This window comes from Sulfolobus sp. A20, from assembly GCF_001719125.1.
Lineage (GTDB): Archaea > Thermoproteota > Thermoprotei_A > Sulfolobales > Sulfolobaceae > Saccharolobus.
In genome coordinates this window covers 878,896-896,361 of the sequence record NZ_CP017006.1, presented here as the reverse complement: position 1 = coordinate 896,361, position 17,466 = coordinate 878,896, and the positions used below count along the sequence as shown (strand labels likewise).

At 32.2% G+C, this 17,466-nt stretch carries 19 protein-coding genes and 1 tRNA gene; 8 read left to right on the top strand and 12 right to left on the bottom strand.

Annotated features, from left to right (window positions below):
* The first annotated feature begins 152 nt into the window (after nt 1–152).
* Nucleotides 153–692 (top strand): dCTP deaminase, encoded by a 540-nt coding sequence (gene dcd, locus BFU36_RS04965; RefSeq protein ID WP_069282537.1) that lies wholly within the window; start codon nt 153–155, stop codon nt 690–692.
* On the opposite strand, the gene BFU36_RS04960 is transcribed toward dcd, so the two are convergent.
* The 5 genes from BFU36_RS04960 to BFU36_RS04940 form a co-directional block, all read right to left on the bottom strand.
* The gene (locus BFU36_RS04960; protein ID WP_069282536.1) at nt 664–1,365 is read right to left on the bottom strand and encodes a CopG family transcriptional regulator; all 702 of its coding nucleotides are present in this window, start codon (nt 1,363–1,365) and stop codon (nt 664–666) included. The genes dcd and BFU36_RS04960 overlap by 29 nt on opposite strands.
* Before the next feature lie 43 nt (nt 1,366–1,408).
* Nucleotides 1,409–2,113, bottom strand: coding sequence for a protein disulfide oxidoreductase (gene pdo / locus BFU36_RS04955; protein WP_069282535.1), 705 nt, complete (start codon nt 2,111–2,113; stop codon nt 1,409–1,411).
* A gap of 93 nt (nt 2,114–2,206) precedes the next feature.
* Nucleotides 2,207–2,887 (bottom strand): AmmeMemoRadiSam system protein A, encoded by a 681-nt coding sequence (gene amrA / locus BFU36_RS04950; RefSeq protein WP_069282534.1) that lies wholly within the window; start codon nt 2,885–2,887, stop codon nt 2,207–2,209.
* Nucleotides 2,790–3,335: a Mut7-C RNAse domain-containing protein gene (locus tag BFU36_RS04945; protein ID WP_069282533.1), complete on the bottom strand. Its 546-nt coding sequence runs from the start codon at nt 3,333–3,335 to the stop codon at nt 2,790–2,792. The genes amrA and BFU36_RS04945 overlap by 98 nt, the downstream gene beginning before the upstream one ends.
* Before the next feature lie 36 nt (nt 3,336–3,371).
* Nucleotides 3,372–3,623 (bottom strand): hypothetical protein, encoded by a 252-nt coding sequence (locus BFU36_RS04940; RefSeq protein ID WP_069282532.1) that lies wholly within the window; start codon nt 3,621–3,623, stop codon nt 3,372–3,374.
* 12 nt (nt 3,624–3,635) lie between these two features.
* Between BFU36_RS04940 and BFU36_RS04935 the strand changes: the two genes are divergently transcribed.
* The 3 genes from BFU36_RS04935 to BFU36_RS04925 all read left to right on the top strand — a co-directional run bounded on the left by BFU36_RS04935 (nt 3,636) and on the right by BFU36_RS04925 (nt 8,280).
* On the top strand, nt 3,636–5,492 hold the full coding sequence (locus BFU36_RS04935) for an NFACT family protein (protein ID WP_069282531.1): 1,857 nt from the start codon (nt 3,636–3,638) through the stop codon (nt 5,490–5,492).
* An 80-nt stretch (nt 5,493–5,572) separates the two neighbouring features.
* Nucleotides 5,573–6,439, top strand: a complete 867-nt coding sequence (locus BFU36_RS04930) for a lipopolysaccharide core heptose(II) kinase RfaY (protein WP_069282530.1) — start codon at nt 5,573–5,575, stop codon at nt 6,437–6,439.
* Nucleotides 6,436–8,280 (top strand): DUF460 domain-containing protein, encoded by a 1,845-nt coding sequence (locus BFU36_RS04925; protein WP_069282529.1) that lies wholly within the window; start codon nt 6,436–6,438, stop codon nt 8,278–8,280. Before BFU36_RS04930 ends, BFU36_RS04925 begins: the two co-directional genes overlap by 4 nt.
* Here the strand turns inward: BFU36_RS04925 and BFU36_RS04920 are convergent.
* Nucleotides 8,267–9,484: a methionine adenosyltransferase gene (locus BFU36_RS04920; protein WP_197490550.1), complete on the bottom strand. Its 1,218-nt coding sequence runs from the start codon at nt 9,482–9,484 to the stop codon at nt 8,267–8,269. The two genes, BFU36_RS04925 and BFU36_RS04920, sit on opposite strands and share 14 nt — an antisense overlap.
* Before the next feature lie 31 nt (nt 9,485–9,515).
* Nucleotides 9,516–9,779: a U6 snRNA-associated Sm-like protein LSm6 gene (locus BFU36_RS04915; RefSeq protein ID WP_069282528.1), complete on the bottom strand. Its 264-nt coding sequence runs from the start codon at nt 9,777–9,779 to the stop codon at nt 9,516–9,518.
* A gap of 106 nt (nt 9,780–9,885) precedes the next feature.
* On the opposite strand from BFU36_RS04915, the gene BFU36_RS04910 reads away from it, so the two are divergent.
* Nucleotides 9,886–10,176: a transcriptional regulator gene (locus BFU36_RS04910; protein WP_069282527.1), complete on the top strand. Its 291-nt coding sequence runs from the start codon at nt 9,886–9,888 to the stop codon at nt 10,174–10,176.
* Here BFU36_RS04910 and BFU36_RS04905 read toward each other — a convergent pair.
* Nucleotides 10,154–11,752 carry a CTP synthase gene (locus tag BFU36_RS04905; protein WP_069282526.1) on the bottom strand — a complete coding sequence of 533 codons (1,599 nt, stop codon included), beginning with the start codon at nt 11,750–11,752 and terminating at the stop codon, nt 10,154–10,156. The genes BFU36_RS04910 and BFU36_RS04905 overlap by 23 nt on opposite strands.
* Nucleotides 11,753–11,842: 90 nt before the next feature.
* Between BFU36_RS04905 and BFU36_RS04900 the strand changes: the two genes are divergently transcribed.
* Both BFU36_RS04900 and BFU36_RS04895 read left to right on the top strand, forming a co-directional pair.
* A complete protein-coding gene (locus BFU36_RS04900) occupies nt 11,843–12,514 on the top strand; it encodes an orotidine 5'-phosphate decarboxylase / HUMPS family protein (RefSeq protein WP_069282525.1) in 672 nt (223 codons plus the stop codon).
* Nucleotides 12,515–12,544: 30 nt separating this feature from the next.
* Nucleotides 12,545–13,012, top strand: a complete 468-nt coding sequence (locus tag BFU36_RS04895) for a hypothetical protein (RefSeq protein ID WP_069282524.1) — start codon at nt 12,545–12,547, stop codon at nt 13,010–13,012.
* Between the two features lie 23 nt (nt 13,013–13,035).
* Here BFU36_RS04895 and BFU36_RS04890 read toward each other — a convergent pair whose 3' ends face one another.
* The 4 genes from BFU36_RS04890 to BFU36_RS04875 form a co-directional block, all read right to left on the bottom strand.
* A complete protein-coding gene (locus BFU36_RS04890) occupies nt 13,036–13,455 on the bottom strand; it encodes a DUF2153 domain-containing protein (RefSeq protein ID WP_069284596.1) in 420 nt (139 codons plus the stop codon).
* Between the two features lie 42 nt (nt 13,456–13,497).
* Nucleotides 13,498–13,881, bottom strand: a complete 384-nt coding sequence (locus tag BFU36_RS04885; RefSeq protein ID WP_069282523.1) for a Trm112 family protein — start codon at nt 13,879–13,881, stop codon at nt 13,498–13,500.
* The gene (gene glmM / locus BFU36_RS04880) at nt 13,878–15,245 is read right to left on the bottom strand and encodes a phosphoglucosamine mutase (RefSeq protein WP_069282522.1); all 1,368 of its coding nucleotides are present in this window, start codon (nt 15,243–15,245) and stop codon (nt 13,878–13,880) included. Before glmM ends, BFU36_RS04885 begins: the two co-directional genes overlap by 4 nt.
* A gap of 184 nt (nt 15,246–15,429) precedes the next feature.
* Nucleotides 15,430–15,507: transfer RNA gene (locus BFU36_RS04875), tRNA-Arg, on the bottom strand.
* 144 nt (nt 15,508–15,651) lie between these two features.
* Between BFU36_RS04875 and BFU36_RS04870 the strand changes: the two genes are divergently transcribed.
* Nucleotides 15,652–17,454 carry a ribosome biogenesis/translation initiation ATPase RLI gene (locus BFU36_RS04870; RefSeq protein WP_069282521.1) on the top strand — a complete coding sequence of 601 codons (1,803 nt, stop codon included), beginning with the start codon at nt 15,652–15,654 and terminating at the stop codon, nt 17,452–17,454.
* The last annotated feature ends 12 nt before the right edge of the window (nt 17,455–17,466 follow it).

The following is a 17,466-nucleotide window of genomic DNA, read 5'->3' as shown; positions in this document are numbered from 1 at the left end:
CGCTCCGTTTTAGATAGTACTATAGGGCAAAATAGCAAATGAATACGATTTCTATTCTGATTATCGCCTTTTATTTTTAGTTTTTCTCCCTAACAAAATGATTGTTACTATGCCTTTCAGCTTATAAAAATACTCAAAAATAATTTAGCTATATGATACTAGGAGATAGAGATCTAAAATATTATTTAGAAAAAGGGTGGATTATTATCGATCCGTTAAGGCAAGATAGCATTAGAGAGAACGGTGTTGATCTAAGAGTTGGAAATGAAATTGCTAGATTTAAAAAAATGGATAAACCTTTTAACATAGACGATGATAATATATCGCAACTTTTTGTGAAAGAAACTGGAGAAGAATTTATCATTAACCCTCATGAACATGTTTTACTAGTTACAGAAGAGTATGTAAAGCTTCCAAATGACATAATGGCATTTGTTAATTTAAGATCTAGTTTTGCTAGACTAGGGTTATTTATTCCTCCAACTATTGTCGATGCCGGCTTTGAGGGACAGTTAACTATAGAAGTAGTTGGTTCAGAAATTCCAATAAAGATGAAAAAGAGTGTAAGATTTCTACACCTAATTTTTGCGAGAACTTTAACGCCTGTTGAAAATCCTTATCAAGGTAAATATCAAAAACAAAGAGGAGTGACACTACCGAGATTTAACTCACTAGAAGCTTCCAAGATTTAGTGGTAGCATCGAAATACATCAAACTATTTTGCTTTAACTTTTGAAATAATTTATATTCTTGCTTAGTTAAATATTTTTGAGCCTCTAATTCATCTGAAGTATGAATTTCGCTTATTTTTTTCTTAAACTCTTCCATGAAATTCTGATCAACAGCTATTCTCTCTGAATCGGTAGCTATTATTATAGCACCATGTTTCTCCAACTTATCAAAAAAGGCATCAGGATTATTTAACTTCAATTCTGACTCAAATATTGCTCCTTGTTCCCTTAATACGTCCATAGCAGTTTTCTTAGTGCCCTCCCTATTGCTAGCAGTCAAAGACTTGCTGATATTACCAAGATCTTTTTTAACTTTTTTAGGCTCTGAATCTTTTGGAGACTCTCTTGCACCTATTTTATCTTCTAAAGTTTCGACTCTCTCAGTTAAATTAGCAATTTTACCTTTAATATCTTCTATTTGAGAGGTAAATGGATTAATCATATCTTGTATCTTTTTTTCTAATCTAGATACTATCTGATTAGATAAATCAAATTGATTGATTTGAGAATTTTGAGGAGACGAAAAAATCAATGATCTAATAAAATCATTAATTAATACATAACCTTCTCTTCGTGCTCTTTCCTCCAGCTCTTTGTATTCTTCATCTGTAAGTTTAAACATTATGATTTTCATTACTCCCTAATAAATAGATAGAACCAAAGAATAATAAAAGAGTTTAGCTTGCTTTTTGTTTTTCAATAATTGAGTTAATAAAATTCTCCTCATAAGGTACTCCAATGAATTCAACTGATTCATTTATGGCAATAGTAGGGACAGACATCACTTGATATTTTTCAGCGATATCTTGGTTCTCATAAGCTTCAACTACATTAGAGATAACGTTACACTTACCTGCTTTGCATGATTCAAAAGCTACCATGTGTGCCATTAATGCTGCATATGGACAGTATGGACAAGAAGGTGTAACTATAGTCTCTATTACTACTTTATTATTTATCTTATTCTTAATAGCTTCTATAGTTTCAGCACCTAAACCACTTTCCCCTTGTGAAAGCCTAACTATCGTTTCTACAAGTGCTCTTATTTCTTCGCCTAATGGTGCACCAGTCCACCTGATATAACCATCGTAGAACGCTACTGTCGGAACACGTTCTATACTGAATTTCTCGAAAAGGGACTTGTTGTCACCATCAGCCCTATCTATAATATGGACTTTCAATAATGACTGACCATCACTATCTTTCGGAGCTGAATCAGCTACAAACTGCATAAATTTCTTTGTTACGTTGCAATACTGACAATTTTCGTTGCTACTATCGATAAAAACATATACATCTACACTATTTTTCATATCCTTTAGAGCATCTTGTAAAGCATTTTTTACTTCGTCACTAAATAACTCTGCATATTCTTCTTCCATTTCTTTAACACCGTATATATAACCTTAATGTGGCAGAATAAAAAGGTATTTCTACTTTTACTACGATTTTCTATCCATTATATAACTTGTAAATTAGTCTAAGAGATAAGATTTTATTTTACATTCAACATTTTGTGGGTTAATTACTAAAATATTATCAGAATTTGGGCTAGCTTCCCTGAATATTATCCCATTAAATTTCTTTATTCTAACGGATTTATCAAGCCAGCAATCTGGTTCTAGAGAGGCTTTAATACATGTTTCTGCTAGAAACGTTTCTGAGTCCCAACAATATTCTTTGGCTACTTGAGGCAGAAGAAGCCCGCTATGTAATATACCTTTTTCAACTATTAAACCGTCTTTACCAACTGTGATTTCTTTAGGTAAGAGCCATCTATCATTAACTATAATTTCTTCTGGCTTAGTCAGAACAGTTACCTCAATTATTATCTTATCTAACTCATTTTTACTTAATGGTTTAAACCTAGGATCAGAGAAAGCAGCAGCTTTAGCTGCTAAAGCCACTATCTCCTTTAACGGAGCTACAGCTTCAACGTAGCCTATGCAACCCCTTAATTCAGTTCTATTATCATATATTTCTTCTAAAGTAACAAAAGCTAATCCTTTTTTATCTAATATTGGGTTATTATAATCATCTAATTTTAATTTATCTAAACTAAACTTCTCGTAGATTGACCTTCTTGCTATCTGTATTAGAGTTCGACCTATTTCTAAGTTCAGTTCTTGTATTGTTACTAGCCCTTCTGATATCATGTTTTTCTTCCAATTTTAATAATTCGCTATTAGCTTTAATTATTATCTCTTCTATAGTTCTCCAATGCCTTCCTTTCCAATAATTTTTCTTACATCTAGGACATATCCACTTATTTTCACCAATTTTTTCTAGTACTGAGTTACATTCAGTACATCTAGTATAATTTACGTTAACCGATAGATCTATCCTAGTTTTATAAGCAATATAAGCAAGATCTTTCACGATATCAGAATCTGGACTCAACAATATACACTTTAAGTGTCTTCTTAACGATTTAGTGTAAATACTTCTATCTCTGGTTATTATTATTCTATTCTGATTTTGAGCTATTTCTAAAATTTTCCAGTCTTCATATTTATTACTATATATAGCGTCATATCCCATAATTCTTAACCATCTCGCGACCCTCCCTAACATAGCATCAACAATAAACTTCTGAGCTTGCATTTATCTTACCACCAGACCTTCAGACTAAGTTTATTATTATCTTACCAAAAGATTATATATCACTATTAAGCTAATGAACCAACCAGCAATAAATATGCCCGTTCCTTTTCCAAGTATATTCCAAATTTTCTTCTGCTTAAATATAAATATTGCTATAATATCTGATATCAAATAAGCTAATAATAAGCAATATAAAACATAAAGAGGTGTTGTGAGGAAAGTTGATATTATACCAGACGCTATACCTATTATAGTCCTCATAACTAATATTTTATCTCCAACTTCCATATGTGTAGTTGTATGATGGGAGAAAATATAAAATTGCAGAAAAAGACTTCAATGACCTACTTTGATCTACTAGCTTGGTTACGTGAAAATAAAAACGAGTTAGAGAACTGCATAATAGATAATATCTACGAAGTTCAAAATGCCGAGAACTCGTTTATTATAAAATTATATTGCAATGGAAAAGATAAAGAGTTATTAATAGAGCCCGGCAGAAGAATTAACTTTACGAGATACAACTATCCTAAATCTTCTTCCGGTAAGGCAATACTGTTAAGAGAGTTAATAAGAGGTAATGTAATTTCTGAGGTAAACATAGTAGATAGTGAAAGAATATTAGTAATGACACTAAAGAAAAATGGTATTAAACTTATTGTGGAACTTTTACCAAAGGGATTGCTAGTAATAACAGATAACGAGAACAAGATACTATTCTCGACAGAATACAAAGAATTCAGAGATAGGAAAATATTTCTAGGCGAACAATACATTACTCCGCCTAAACCTCAGATATCCGATGAGGAGATGGAAAAACTATTAAAGAAGGGGAACTTAACTAAATTGCTTGGGATTTCTCAGGAAGTATTAATTTACTTAGATGTAAAAGAAGTAAATAAAAACAATTTAGAAGATATAAAGGAAAAGATAAGAAAATTGGAAGAAGAGATCAAAAACGGAAACATAAAACCTTGTATACTAGATAACTTAACTGTAATTCCTTTCTTGATTAATAATTGTAAAAGTTATGAAAAGTTTAATGACGCGTTAGATGATTTCTTTTATACTATAGCCCAAGAGGAACTAGAACAAAAGAAGTCAAGAGAAATATTAGAAAAGAAATCAAAAATCCTGAACTCAATAGAACAATTAAAGAAAAGTATTAGTGAATATGAGCAAAAGGAAGCGATGTTTAAGAGGATAGGAGAATTATTACTTCACAGATCATATGAAATAGAGCAAATGATACCTAAAAACGAGAAAAAGAGAAATATTAAGATCAACGTGGATAATATAGAGATAGAAGTAGACCCGACAATATCAGTTGCTAAGAATGCATCGAAGTATTTTGAGATGATGAAAGAATATAGAAGAAAAGTTGAGAGAGCAATAGAAACGTTAAAGGAGCTGGAAGAAAGACTAAAGATACTGGAAAATGAAGAAATAGAAAGAAAGAAAGAGTTAAAAATTAGTTTAAGAAAAAAAGAATGGTACGAGAAATATAGATGGACTATAACGAGAAATGGACTTCTGGTAATAGGAGGTAAGGATGCCAGCCAAAATGAGAGTATTGTTAAGAAGTATATGAAAGAAAAAGATATCTTTCTTCACGCAGATATAGTAGGTGCTCCAGCTACAATAATTAAGGTACTAGATGAAAGTAAACAAGTTAGTGATGAGGACTTATATGACGCCGCGATTATAGCCGCTTGCTATTCAAAGGCATGGAAAGTTGGACTAGGTGCTGTTGATGTCTTTTGGGTATTTGGAAATCAGGTCTCATTGACTCCTCCCACTGGAGAATATCTTAGCAAAGGATCATTTATGATATATGGTAAAAAGAACTTCATAAATAAGGTTAGGTTAGAATTAGCGTTAGGAATTATATTAAATAATAGCGATCAAATATCGGTTATAGTAGGTAGCGAGGAAGCCGTCAAGACTAGAACCAATTATTACGTAATTGTCTCGCCTGGAGATGATGAAAAAGATAAAATTAGTGAGAAGATCATTAAAATCTTTCAAAGACTTCTTCCAAATACTAAAGGATTGTATGCACTAAAGGAAGAAATAATGGATAAACTGCCTGGAAAGAGCAAAATTATCAAAGTGAGCAATTTACATAACAACGATAAAATTCAAATGACAACTTAACTTTTAAAAGCTAGCTGATTAACAAGAATAGTAATAAGCATAATAAATAATAATCCAATTCTGTATATTATTATTTGAGAATGAGACTTTCGATAGCAGAACGTGCCGCATTAGTGGGTCCTTTTGACTATACTATACTAAAAATTATTTATAGTTTAAAAGATGAAAATGAATTTATACCATATTCTAAGCTACAGAGCATGTTAGGTAGGAGGAGTGAAAATGAATTAAGACTTGCTCTAACAAAATTACTTAATTTAAAATTAATATATAAGAATAATACAAAGTACGAATTCAAATTAACATATTCTGGATTAGATATATTAGCCATAAAAATACTTTATATCAATAAAATACTAAATAAACTCGGTACTGTAATTGGAGAGGGAAAAGAAAGTATAGTTTATCGTGGATATGATTTCGATAACAATTTAATTGCAATAAAATTTCATAGAATAGGTAAAAACAGTTATAAAAAGATAAAAGGAAGAAAAGAAGCAAGAGAAAAGAGTTGGTTATCGTTAACTGTAGAAAACGCAAAAAGAGAATATGTAGCACTAAAATGTGTGAGTGATAATGGCGGGTATGTTCCAAAACCTTTAGGACTTGCATATAATGCTATTGCGATAGAGTACATAAACGGTTTAGAATTGCGTGAAGTTAATAATCTAGATGAGAATATCGCTAAGGAAATTTATGACAAGATCTTATATACTATGAGAATCGCATTTTCAGAATGTAAGGTTATTCACGGTGATCTAAGTCCTTATAACATACTAATTAATGACCAAAATGAAATAAGAATAATTGACTGGCCACAAGCGATAGATTCTGACTCAGAAGATATGCTTAGAAATGATATATATAATATTGTATCGTTTTTTAGAAAATTTGGAATTAATGACTCAGTAGAAAGTGTTATGAAATATGTAAGAGGGATAACATGAAAGTATTAGGAATTGACATTGAGCCTATGAGCAGTCCATCTAAAGGCTCTCCTTCATATTCAATAGTTATATTAGATGAAAATGAAAAAATCTTGGAAAAATCCGATAATGTAACATTAAGTAGACTAATAAGGCTATGCTGGGAATACAGACCAGATAAAATAGCAGTTGACAATATATATGAAATAGGAGAAAATGACAAAGCGATAATAAGTGTATTGAAACTTCTGCCGCCTAATACTAATATAGTTCAAGTTACTTATAACAATGGAGAATTTAAAGAAGTCAAGGAACTAGCGAGAGAAATAGGATATGAAATACAAGGTAAGTTAAGCCCACAAAAGACGGCTTATCTTAACGCTGTATTAGCCTTGAGGGGTTTTGGAACTAGCATAAAACTTGAGGAAAAAAGAACTAAAATAATAATCTCCAGAGGTAGGGCTTTAGGTCCAGGTGGAATGAGCCAAAATAGGTATAAAAGGCATATAAGGGGCTTGCTATTAAGAGTTATGAGAGATATTAAAGAAAAACTAAATTCTAAAGGATTCGATTATGATTTAATAGTTAAAAGATCTAAAGCCGGTATCGAAGGGGCTGTGTTTATAGTATACGCACCTAGGGAAAGTTTATACGGAGTAGTGAGGAAAATAAAAAGCCATAACGTGGTAGTAGATATAAGACCAATATATAAAAACAAAATAGAGTTTAAAGATAAAAAATCTGAAAAAAGACTAATAGTAGGGATAGATCCTGGGACTGAGGTTGGAGTATCCATACTCGATATATATTCGAATCCCGTCCTTTTGATTTCAAAAAGAAATATTGATAGGGACGAAATAGTATCGATTATATCTAAAGAAGGGAAGGCAATTATAGTAGCTACTGACGTGAATCCTATCCCAGATGCAGTCAAAAAGATCGCTAGCAAGTTTAACGCTATTCTCTATATTCCTGAACGTAATCTAACATTAGAGGAAAAGCAAAAAATTGTCGAGGAGTACTCTATTTTTCACAATATAAAAGTTGATAATCCTCACATTAGAGATTCGTTAGCTGCTGCAATAAAAGCATATAATAACATTGAAAATAAATTAAGGCAAATAGATAGCTTCTTAAGAAGATTAGATATTGACATAGTGGATGAAAATCGCCTTTATGATTGTGTAATATATGGCAATACTGTATCTGAGTGCATAGAAAGTGAAATAAATAATATATTAAAGAAAGAAGGAGAAGAGCAGATAAATACTAATAACAATATTAAGAATGTTCATAATAAGATAATTGAATTTAATGACAATCAAATAAGGAAGCTTAAAGAAGAAAATTTATATCTTAAAAATCAAGTGTCCAGTTATAAGAAGATAATATATAATCTACTCAGAGAGAAGGAAGATTTAACTAAAAAGATTGATGAAATAAAGTTACAAGTGAATAAAGATCTAGAGAGGGATAGAAAGGTGTATGAGTTAACTCTTCAACTTAGTAATGCAAATAATACTATCAATAAACTAGAGAACAAAATTAAGGAATATGAAAATAAAATGGAAAAACTACAAGAGGTCATACGAAAAATAGTTAATGACGAGGTAGTGATAATAATATCTCATAAAGAGCCTTATGAGTATATTAAGTATGATGGAAATAACTTATACATTATGGAGGAAAAGATATCAATTGAGATAGCGGAATATTTTGATAAAAACATAGTTATAATGGATAAACAAGTTCTACATGATATTCAGAAACTATTTAAGGAGTATCAGCTGGAAAAATCAAAAACTATAGATCTTAAGAGGATAGTAGATGAGTATAGAAACAACAGGCTTAAAAGAGTGTAACTTTATCTTCTAGAATCAATGTAGTTAATTTATTAAAGGAACTTAGCATCTCATCTACAATTCCTTTTATCTCATTTTCTGTTTCGCTTGTAATATTTCCGCTATGAGTAACTATATCCACATTTGCTATTAATGGATCATTTATCGGTCTGCCTATTTGTCCCAGTATCTGAATTTGAACTATCCTTACATCTTTAACTTGCTCAGATACTTTCTTTGCTATCAAATTAGCTAGAACATTATACAACTTGCCTACATGATTTACTGGATTCTTACCAGCTGTAGCCTCTAAAGACATTGGTCTCATAGGAGTTATTAGACCTATAGCTCTATTTCCCCTTCCTGTCATTCCATCATCTCCATGTTCTGCCGATGTTCCAGTTACGGTTAAATAAACAATCCCCTTATCTATTTTGTCTCCAGTATTAACATGAACTCTAATATTATATTCTGGCGCTATTTTAGAGGCTAAATCTAGTATTTCGCTCTTCACTTGCTCTTTAATACTTATATAATGATTCATATCTTCGATTAATTGGCTGATGGTTGCCATAGCTATTGTAATATCTATTTCATTATCTTTTCTTAGACCCATCACCTTAATGTCCTCACCAACTTCTGGCAATTTCATCTTAAATTGTTTAGAATTAAGATATCTTTCTGTCTCATATACCATTCTTTCTAACTTTGTAAAAGGAGCAAATCCTACACCAAAACTAGTATCATTAGACAATGGAACCGTCTTGCCAGTGTTAAATAATCCAACTAAATCTGCTGATCCTTTACCTACCTTATAATCTACTATGATATGTTTTTCAGGTTCTAGATATCTGAAGTTCTCTTTTATCCATTCCTTGGCACTCTCAACAATAATCGTACCAACTGGGATTTCATCAGTTCCATCATCTGTCTTTACTTGTGTTGTAGCCCTTCCTGAGACTATTACGTATATAGGTTGGATAACTTCCCCACCCTTGAAACGTGGAGATGCTTGGCCACCTACTACTAAGGTTTTATCTAAATTATGATGTAGAATTATACCATACCTCTTCAGGTAATATAGTGATAATTTCCTGCTAGCCTCTTCTGATATGGCATCAGCAATAAAATCTGGATGACCTACCCCTTTTCTCTCTACTAACTCTACTCTCAATTTCTCTATATCCGCTAAGGGATTTAATTGAACAGTTATATTCTTCATTATGAATCTACCATAAACTGTGTTGAATATAAATTTACTTTCCACTAGCTAAGATAGTTTCATAATCTACACTAATGAATAGCACATTACTCCCTCTTATTAGAACTCTACCATATTTAGCAACTGGCTCAGAAGTACCTTCTCTAATTTCGGTACAATCTCTTAGAACTAAATTCATTGTACCATCTGTTTGTTCAAGTTTTCCGATATATTCACTGCCATCTTTCAATTTTACTAAAACTATCTTATTTACTGCTGTTCTTAAACTCTTCAACGGATTTTCTATTTTTGCTTGCACAATAACACCCCTTATTTTTTAAATTTAAATTTTGCCCTTGCTTATTAAGCTTATATAGTATAGCGTGTAATTCCTTATTAAAGCTTCTATTGTTAAGATAATATACATGGATCTAGTAATTGAAGACCCACAACAAATATACGAAATAACTAAAGCGTTATCAGTACCTACTAGAATACAGATATTAAAGATAATTTCAACACAACCTGCTAGCGTATTAGAACTTACAAACATACTTAAGATGAGCAAGGGAAATGTTAGCTCTCACGTGTCTCAACTTGAAAGTTTAGGATTAATAGAAGTAGAGTATAAAAATGGTATTAAAGGTATTAAAAAGATAATTAAACCTAAATATAACAGAATTATAATAATTTTTAAAGACCCGCAGCAGCTTTAACAAAGCCCAGATATATTGGTGAGGGTTTAGTAGGTCTACTTCTAAACTCTGGGTGAGCTTGAGTAGCTAAAAAGAATTTATGGTTTGACAGTTCTATAATTTCTATTAAACCGTTTTCACTAACACCAGATATTATTAACCCATTCTTTTCGAGTATATCTACATAGTTAGGATTAACTTCATATCTGTGCCTATGCCTCTCATATGTAACATTTGATGAATACAACTTGTGAGCAAGAGTGCCTTCCTTTATTATTATTTTCTGTGATCCTAATCTCATAGTCCCACCTAGCTGGGTTACATTTTTTTGATTATCCAGTAAAGTAATTACTGGATGAGGAGTAGAAGGATCAACTTCTGTGGAATTTGCTCCTTTTAGTCCTATGGACCTTGCAAATTCAACTACGGCTAATTGAAAACCAAAACATATTCCTAAAAATGGTATATTATGCTCTCTAGCAAATTTAATTGCCCTTATCTTCCCCTCAGCTCCTCTACTTCCAAATCCCGGCAGTACTATAATACCGTTGACTTTCCCTAGAATCTCGTCTATGTTATCAGCCTTTTCTAGATCAGTCGATTCTAACCATATTAAGTTTGGTTTTACCTTAAGTTGAGCTGCTGCGTGATAAATGGCTTCCCTTATACTAATATAACTATCTTTTAGTTTAGTGTATTTCCCTATTAATGCTATATTTACTACTTTATTACTGTTTACTCCCTTAACATTATTTACAAAATCCAGCCAACTTGATAAATCGACACCTTTATCTTCTAATTTAAGTTTACTCAAAATTTTTGATATTAAACCTTGTTCTTCCAGAATTAAAGGTACCTCGTAAGGTGTTTGAACATCATAACTAGAAACGATGTTTTCCATTTTAACATTTGTAAATAGTGCTATTTTTCGTTTAGTTTCATTATCAAGGGGTAACATAGCTCTAGCTACAATAAAATCTGGTTGTATACCTATCCTCCTAAGTTCTTGAACACTGTGTTGCAGCGGTTTAGTTTTAAGTTCACCAGTTACAGATAAATATTCAACAAGAGCTATATGAACAAAAACTACGTTGTCCTCCTCTTCTAACCTTAGCTGCCTAACTGCTTCAAGGAACGGAAGACTTTCAATGTCACCTACTGTTCCACCTATCTCGACCAATGTTATTTCCGCATTGTTAATATTTGCCGCATATCTTATCATATTTTTAATTTCATCAGTAACATGCGGAATTATTTGAACAGTTTGACCTAAATACTTTCCTTCTCTTTCCTTTTTTATTACTTCAAAGTAAACTTTACCTGCGGTTATATTATTAAATTTAGTTACATTAATATCCATAAATCTTTCATAATGTCCAAGATCTAGATCAGTTTCTGCTCCATCATCTGTCACAAAAACTTCACCGTGCATATATGGATTCATAGTTCCAGCGTCAACGTTAATGTAAGGATCTATCTTCACTGCAGTTACGTTATATCCTCTTCTCTTAAGTAATAGTCCCATTGACGCTACTAATGTTCCTTTTCCTACACTAGATAGTACTCCGCCTGTGACAATTATGAACTTATTAGCCACTAATGTTCACAGTAATTTGCATTCGCCTAGATGAAATAAAAATTCTTTGTCAATTACTTTAAGTACTTCCTACTATAAAATCTACCTTGAATGAGGAACATAATATTAGAAAAACTTCAAAAACAGAGATATTTGCAAATAGCTCTTGACTTCATAAAAATTGATGATGCATTAAACATAGTTGAAAAAGTAAAAAATATTGAAAATATTATCATTGAGGCTGGTACGCCGTTAATAAAGTCTGCTGGAATAGAAGGATTAAGGAAGTTAAGGGAACTGGCTCCTGATAAGATAATATTGGCAGATACTAAGACTGCTGATGCTGGAGATGTGGAAGTTGAGATAGCTAAAATAGGAAAAGCTGATATAATGACAGTTTTAGGTATTATGCATAACTCTACTATTGAATTAACTGTTAAGAAGGCTAGGGAACTTGATATGGTTGTGCAAGCTGATCTAATAAACGTGAGAAATCTTTATGATAGAGCTAAAGAAATTAAGAGTTTAGGAGTTGACATTATAGGATTTCATATAGGTCTAGATGTTCAAAGAACATTAAATATATCTGCAATAGATCTTAAAAATGAAATTGAAAAAGTATCTAAATTAGGCACAATAATATCGGTAGCCGGTGGATTAAACAAGGAGAAAATAGCTGATCTAATAGACCTTCCAATAAACATATTTGTTGTAGGTACCGCAATTACCAAAAGTAGTGATCCAAAGAGGGTAGTTGAAGAGATAGTTAACATATTAAAGTGAGTAAAGGATTATGATATTTAGGGAATAATTATGTCACAGCCTGGTCAACAAAAGTCAAAAGAACTTAAAACAGTATCTAAACAAGTTATTACTCCCAGTGTGCTAAATGAGGATAAAAGAAAATTACAACTATTATATATTATAAAGCAAGTGAGTAAATTAACTGAGAAATCGATTATAACTCTTCTTTATGAATTAAAACAAAAGGGGATAGATTTGGGATATCAGTTCAACATTATAGGTAATAACGTATTCAGCCCTATGATTAAAGAAGATTTAACATCACTATTGTATTTAGGACTAATTGAAATTGATAGTATTAACAAAAAAATATCAGTTTCCAATAATGGATTGGAAGTACTAGAAAAGAATCAATTAGATGAGGAATTTAAAAATAAACTGAATCAAGCAATCAATGAGATAAAAACAAAAATAATTGCAATCGATGAGGAATATAACTTAAAGTTAAAAAGTGATATGAAACTAAGAAGAAGATGACAAAATATTTTTAATATTTTTATTTAAATTGTAGATAATGGTCCTCTTCTTTCTCTCTCTTGATATTCTTCACCAGCTGGTCTAGTCCATATTAATGGATCTAATTTTCCTTCTTTACTCATCTTTGCTATCATTTCTCTAAACTGACTAGTATGCCTAATATCTAATTCTAGTAATCTTTGTAATAACTCCCAACTCGTATTTTTAACATCTTCAAGCATCTCTCTAGGCATATGCTTTATTACCATAGGATCTTGTAGCCATTGATCAAAGGCCTTTAAAGTTCTCATCATGTGTTGGAAGGCAGTTCTCGAAGCTAATATTAAATCTAATCTATCCATATTTTCTGTTGGTTCCTTTTTCTCCATATCTTTCAGTGTCGCTAGTAGGTTCTTTTGCAATTTTATCCACTCATCTAAATTCCCTATAAATGAATTTTCCACCATTGACACCATATTATATACTCTTCAAACTTATTAATAAGCTCATTTTAAACGAAACGGTAATCCATTATTTAATATTTCCTTTGGTATCTTGTCCTTATATTGCTTAAGAAAATTAAGCTCTTCTTCCTCTTTTCTTAGTTTGTCTGGCAACATTCTAGGAATCTCATCAATTATTGGATACCACCTCTTACATGACTCACAATAAAGTAATCCATTATCTATCTCGTGTTTAATACATTCATCACAAGGTGGTATTTCTTTTAACTCCTTTACATAAGAGACTTTGAATGCACAGTACAGCTCACATAGAGGCTTCTTATCCTCAATGGTTCTCTCTACGTTCTTCTCAGAAAATACATATAGCCTTAGCGGGAAATGCTTACAAATAGGGCATGCTAATAAATCCATTAACCTATATTTCATACTAGAGACCCTACTATTTTCTCCAATTCTTTTGCTAATTCTTTTGCATAATTCTCATCTTTAGCCTCTACTAATATCCTTATTATTGGTTCAGTTCCACTCTTTCTAACCAAGAACCAAAAGTCCTTATCAATCACTTTTACACCATCAATAGTTATTACGTTTCTTGATTTCCCATATTTTTCTATTAGTTCATGATATATATTTTGAGCATCAGTTTTATCAGTAATTTTTACCTTGGTTTTGATTAAATGATATGTAGGTAACCTATCAAACAGCGAAGATGAAGATTCATTCTCAGATGCCATCATATCTAACATTAATGCGAAAGCCATCCCTCCATCTCTCACCCCTTGATGGGGCGGAAACATAAAACCCCCATTTTCTTCAAACCCAGCTACTCCACCTTCCCTAAATAAGGCGTATGCAATATCCACACTTCCTACCTTTATCCACTTAACTTGTATGTTAAACTTACTTAAATATTCCTCAACTAAGCTAGAGCTTGAAACGGCAGTAAAAACCCTTTTAGGCAAATTTGGAGCTTTCACAGAAGCCCAATATGACAATAGTGTACCACTTCTATCGCCCCACTGTATCCTCCCTTTTGAATCTATAAATATCGCCCTATCTGCGTCTCCATCATGAGCAACAGTTAAATCAACGTTTAACTCTTTAGAAATTCTAGCTGTTTCAGCTAAACTCTCAAAAGTGGGTTCTGGCATCCTAGCAGAGAATAAAGGATCTAAATTACCGTTAACCGTGAATACTTTACAGCCTAATTCTCTAGCCAATATGGGAGTTGTTATACCTCCTACACTATTAGCAGGGTCGATAAGAATTCTATATCTCTTTTCTCTTATCTTATTAACATCTACATGAGACAATATACCCTTTATGTACACATCAATTACTTTTTCTTCTCTCCTAACATCATTAATTAATTGATTCCATTCTACAGAATTAAATGTATCATTAAAATATATATCTTCAATTTTATTTTCTTCCTCCCTAGATATTTCTATACCATGAGGAGAAACAACTTTTATACCATTATATTCAGGTGGATTATGGCTAGCAGTAACTACAACACCCCCATCGTATCCCAAAGTCTTCACAGCGTATTGAAGAGTAGGTGTGGGAGCCATACCTCCATCATAAACCACTACACCGGTACTCAGCAGCCCTCCTTCTACTACCTTCATTATCATATCTCCACCAGCTCTTACATCTCTTCCGACCAAAATTCTGGAACCCTTACCAAAGTATGTTCCAATTGCCTTACTAAGTCTTAAAGCTTGTTCTAATGTTAATTCTCTATTCGTAACTCCTCTTACTCCATCTGTACCGAATAGCTTCCCCATAATATAACTTTTAAAAAACAGAGTATTAAAGATAAACAACTAACGTGCAAGCACAAACTACAAGCATTTTGCAGAACATTTTTAACAGTTAACTTTTATTTTAATCATATCTTTCGATATTCTGAACAAAATCACTTTTCTAACAGATTTAAACAAGAATTAGTATTATGATTTTTTATAAAAATGGCGGACCCGCCGGGACTTGAACCCGGGACCTAAGGCTCCGGAGGCCTTCGCTCTATCCTAGCTGAGCTACGGGTCCTACTATAAATAATGCAGATCTGAGACTACTAAAGTTTCTACTTAATAATATATCATCTTGAAGAATAAAGATATAAGGGAGGCTAATTATACTTTAGACTTGCATAGGTTTTATTCACTTTTTAAAAACTTTTGGTGATTATAGATGAGAGTTGCTGTAATAAACTATGACTACTGCAAACCAGATAAATGCAATTTAGAGTGTATCAATTTCTGCCCAATAGATAGATCGGGTGGAAAGGCAATAGAATTAGCAGAAATAGTTAAGGGTAAACCAGTAATTTATGAGGAAACGTGTATTGGTTGCGGAATTTGTGTAAAAAAATGTCCATACGAAGCTATAACTATTGTTAACTTACCAGATGAATTAGAGGGCGAAGTAGTCCATAGATATAAAATCAATGGATTTAAACTATTTGGTATACCTACTCCAAAGAATGATACTATTATCGGAATATTAGGTAAGAATGGGACTGGAAAGACTACTATCTTAAAGATACTTGCAGGGGAGCTTATGCCTAATTTTGGTGATCCTAATTTAAAATTAGGTAAAGATGAAGTATTAGCAAAATTCAAAGGAAAAGAGATATATAATTACCTTAACAAAGTTTATAATAATAACTTTAAAGTTGTACATAAAATTCAATATGTCGAATATGTTGCTAAATTTCTAAAGGGAATTGTAAGAGAAGTGTTAGATAAGGTAGATGAAAGAGGGAAAAAAGATGAAGTAAAGGAACTATTAAATATGAGTGGGTTTTGGGAAAGAGACGTAAAGTTCCTTTCCGGTGGTGAATTACAAAAGTTATTAGTAGCAGCTTCAATATTGAGAGAAGCTGATGTCTACATTTTCGACGAACCTTCGTCATATCTAGATGTTAAAGAGAGAACTAACATGGCTAAAACAATAAAAGAACTACTTAAGAATAAATATGTTATAGTTGTAGACCACGATTTAATAGTTCTAGACTATTTAACAGATATAATTCACATAATCTATGGAGAAAGCGGAGTTTATGGCAGAGTTTCGAAGGCTTATTCGGCAAGGGTAGGAATTAATAATTTCTTAAAAGGTTTCTTACCAGCAGAAAACATGAGAATAAGAAAGGATGAAATCAAATTTATGTTGAAAGAACTTTCGGACTTAGATATCTCAAAGGATGTTAAAATAAAAATTAGTTGGACCGATATGAGTAAAGCCTTAGATGGATTTAAACTGTCAATAGAGAAAGGTGATGCAAAAGAGGGTGAAATAATTGGGATCTTAGGACCTAATGGCATCGGCAAAACAACTTTTGCAAGAATATTAGTTGGAGAACTAAAGACTGATAACGGAAGTGTAACACCAGAGAAAATGGTGTTATCCTATAAACCTCAAAGGATATTGCCAAACTACGATGGCACGGTTCAGCAGTATCTTGAATCAGTCAGTAAAGATGCTTTATCAACTTCTTCATGGTACTTTGAGGAGGTTATTAAGAGGCTTAGATTGCATACTTTATTCGAGTCTAACGTAAATGACTTAAGTGGAGGTGAACTTCAGAAGCTATATGTGGCTAGTACTTTAGCTAAGGAGGCAGATCTATATGTCCTTGATGAACCGTCGTCTTACCTTGACGTAGAGGAAAGATACATTGTAGCTAAGGCAATAAAGAGAGTAACAAGGGAAAGAAAAGCTGTCACATTCATAATAGACCATGACTTATCCATACATGACTATATAGCCGACAGATTAATAGTTTTTAAAGGTGAGCCTCAAAAATTTGGTATAGCGACATCTCCATCTACATTAAGATTTGGAATGAATGAGTTTCTTAAGGAATTAGACATAACATTTAGAAGAGATCCTGACACTGGAAGACCTAGAATAAACAAGCTCGGAAGTTATCTTGATAGGTTGCAGAAGGAGAAAGGAGAATACTATTCTATGGCAACCGCGTCTAATTAGCTTATTTCCATT